The sequence below is a fragment of the Streptococcus dentiloxodontae genome (assembly GCF_053206925.1).
The window spans coordinates 1-3,327 of sequence record NZ_JBRUHR010000036.1 but is presented as its reverse complement, the minus strand read 5'-3'; the positions used below and the strand labels follow the sequence as shown (position 1 = coordinate 3,327).

General features: G+C 43.5%; 2 protein-coding genes. One reads left to right on the top strand and one right to left on the bottom strand.

Annotated features, from left to right (window positions below):
• Window positions 1-2,666: GbpC/Spa domain-containing protein (locus ACVRZ8_RS10785; RefSeq protein WP_447449316.1), on the top strand; the 2,666-nt coding region annotated here is incomplete at its 5' end.
• Window positions 2,667-2,734: 68 nt separating this feature from the next.
• Here ACVRZ8_RS10785 and ACVRZ8_RS10780 read toward each other — a convergent pair.
• Window positions 2,735-3,327: transposase (locus ACVRZ8_RS10780; protein ID WP_447449315.1), on the bottom strand; the 593-nt coding region annotated here is incomplete at its 5' end.

Sequence of the window (3,327 nt, the reverse complement as noted above, 5' to 3'; positions counted from 1 at the left end):
ACAAGGCTGCCTACGATATTGCAAAGGCGAACTATGACACTAAGGTAGCTGAAAAAGCCGCAGCGGACAAAGCCAATGCGGAAGCAGAAGCGAAATATCAAGAAGAGTTAGCCGCATATAACACCGCAAAGGCTCAATACGACCAAGACAAGGCTGCCTACGATATTGCAAAGGCAAATTATGATACTAAGGTAGCTGAAAAAGCCGCAGCGGACAAAGCCAATGCGGAAGCAGAAGCGAAATATCAAGAAGAATTAGCTAAGTACAATGCCGATAAGACACAGTACGATAAAGATATCGTTGAATATGCAACTAAAAAGGCTGAGTATGAGACGAGTCTCAAGCAGTATAAAAATGCTAAAGAAGCTTATGATAAATTTTTGGCTGACCAAGGATTGACAGCTGTCCAAGCTGCTCAAGAATTGACATTTTTACACGAACCTAATGCAACACATACTATTGATGGTATTAATACCTATTTAACCAAAGAGGCTCAACAACGACTGAATACCAATGGGGTTGAGCAATATACTTCAGATAATATTCAAGCAAGTGATATCGTTACTACTAGTCCTTGGGGAAACAACAAGGATGAATGGATTCAAATCAAAGAAGGGGACAAATTCTCTATAACTTATGATGGCTTGACCCAATCCAAGATGGTTGTTGACGGCGTTCCGCAGGATATTAAAAAAGTTATCTATAGGTATAAGATTATCAGCTTACCTTCTATAGATGGAAAAGGTATTGCCAATGTCAACAGTGATCCGACTATTACCCTCACAGTTGGATCTTCGACAGACAAGAACAAGAATCAACCAATCAAGGTAGCTGTTGATATTGAGTTTTATGATAAAGATGGCAATATGTTTGACCTTTCTAAGCGTAATGCCATTGTTGCCCTAAACTCTCTCAACCACTGGACAGGAGCTTCTTATGTTGACAGTGGGGATAAACCACGTGCTCTAACAGTAGAAGCGAAAGATGTTAATGGAAATACTGTTCGCGGAACATGGGATCCTTATGCGGATGGTAGTATGCCAGCTATTCAAAATAATGGCGTTGTTGTCAAGACTGGGGAAGCGGACTTTGGAGACAAAAAAGTTAAAATTTCTGCTAGCAATCCACTTAAGATTGTCAGCCAAAAGGCTGGTTGGGACAATGGCTGGGTGATTCAAAGCGAAACGGTAACTGGAGATACGACTGTTAATGCTTCTGGTGGTGGTAACGGCCATTCCATTGGTTCAGAAGAGTACACTTATAATGGTAATGATGATGTTTTAGGGACTTATAAGGTCGAACCAGAAACTGGTTTGCTTACCTTTACCCCTAAGAAAAAGTTCCAAAGCACTGAGCACCAAGAGTCTGTAAATATTGGTGATAAAGAATTTATCGCTATTCCAAATTCAAGTGTTACTTTTGATTCAACAACTAGAGAAGCTACATCGGTAAACGACAATCAATATATCGAACACGGTGCAGTCTTTAACGGTGAAACTTCTTCAACTCTTCGTGGTTGGGATGACCCTTATTCACCTTACCTCTACTATGGAGGAGCTGGTGTTAAGATGACAGATGGTCATTTGGTCTTTACTGCTGCTGGTGCTAACGCTGATGGCATGCCATCAGTTTATTGGTTTGCTATTAACTCAAATGTTGGCTTCCCTAAAGATCCTGGTGTTGAACCAAAACTACCAGAAGAGCCGACAGCTCCAACCCCACCGGTGGCTCCAACAAAAGTCGTAGTAGAGGTTCCAAGTGAACCGACAGCCCCAACGGCTCCAACCCCACCGGTGGCTCCAACAAAAGTTATAGTAGAGGTTCCAAGTGAACCGACAGCCCCAACGGCTCCGACCCCACCTGTGGCTCCAACAAAAGTTATAGTAGAGGTTCCAAGTGAACCGACAGCCCCAACGGCTCCGACCTCACCGGTGGCTCCAACAAAAGTTATAGTAGAGGTTCCAAGTGAACCGACAGCCCCAACGGCTCCGACCCCACCGGTGGCTCCAACAAAAGTTATAGTAGAGGTTCCAAGTGAACCGACAGCCCCAACGGCTCCAACCCCACCTGTGGCTCCAACAAAAGTCGTAGTAGAGGTTCCAAGTGAACCGACAGCCCCAACGGCTCCGACCCCACCGGTGGCTCCAACAAAAGTTATAGTAGAGGTTCCAAGTGAACCGACGGCTCCGACCGCTCCAACCCCACCGGTGGCTCCAACAAAAGTTATAGTAGAAGTTCCAAGTGAACCGGCAGAGCCAACGGCTCCGACCCCACCGGTGGCTCCAACAAAAGTTGAAGTAGAGGTTCCAAGTGAACCGACCGCTCCGACCGCTCCCACTGAACCGACGGCTCCGACCCCACCGATAGTTATTACAGTAGAAGTTCCGGCAGAGCCAGTTGCACCGACAGAACCCGCAGTTCCAAAAGTTCAATGGCACCGAAATTATATCGTTGAAACGGTGAAACATGTGATACCGCCAACGACTCCTTCGACACCAATTAGTAGTACATCAGAGAATCCAAAGGCAACCCCACCAACAGCCACAGTGGAAATTTTACCAGAAACAGGTGAAAGTTCTGATAAGGATATAGTGTTAACAGGTGCAGGTGTTCTTGCGCTAGCATTGGCAGGATTATTTGGAGCTTGTAAGCGTAAAGAAGACTAAGTTACGGTGAGTGTTACTATTATTGTTTAAATTTTGGCTCTTTGTCAACTGTAGTGGGTGACTTATAATTAAGCACGAGAGAGAATCAGATTGGTTCTCTCTCTTTGCATGTTCAAAGCGATAAGAATTTTAGTTTTAAAGTTTTTGAAGTTTCGAAAGCCAAAAGCTTGGCGCTTGATGTCTTTGATAAGCTTGTTGGTAGCTTCCAATTTAGCGTTAGAATAAGGCAGCTCAAGGGCATTTGTGATGTAATCTTTGTATTTCAGAAAGGTTTTGAAGACGGTTGAAAATGCCTGATTGACACCGTTCAAATGGTCTTCAATCAGTTCAAAAAATTGAGTTGCTCGTTTTTCTTGAAAATGGAAGAGCAGAAGCTGGTAAAGATTATAATAAAAGCTAAGCTCATCAGAGAAGTCTAAGGTTTTATTGACAATCTCACGAGGGGTTAAGGTTTGCCTAAAGGTTCGTGAATAGAAAGCTTTATCAGAGAGTTTTCTGCTGTCTTTTTGGAGAATTTTCCAATTGTTTTCAAGAATGGTGACAATCTTTCGTGTTTCAAAGTCTTGAGCGATGAAGGCGAGTTTACCCTTATTTCGAGAGAATTCATCCCAACTCAAGACCTTAGGAAGTTTGGAGAAATCCTCTTTGAAAGTGAATTGTG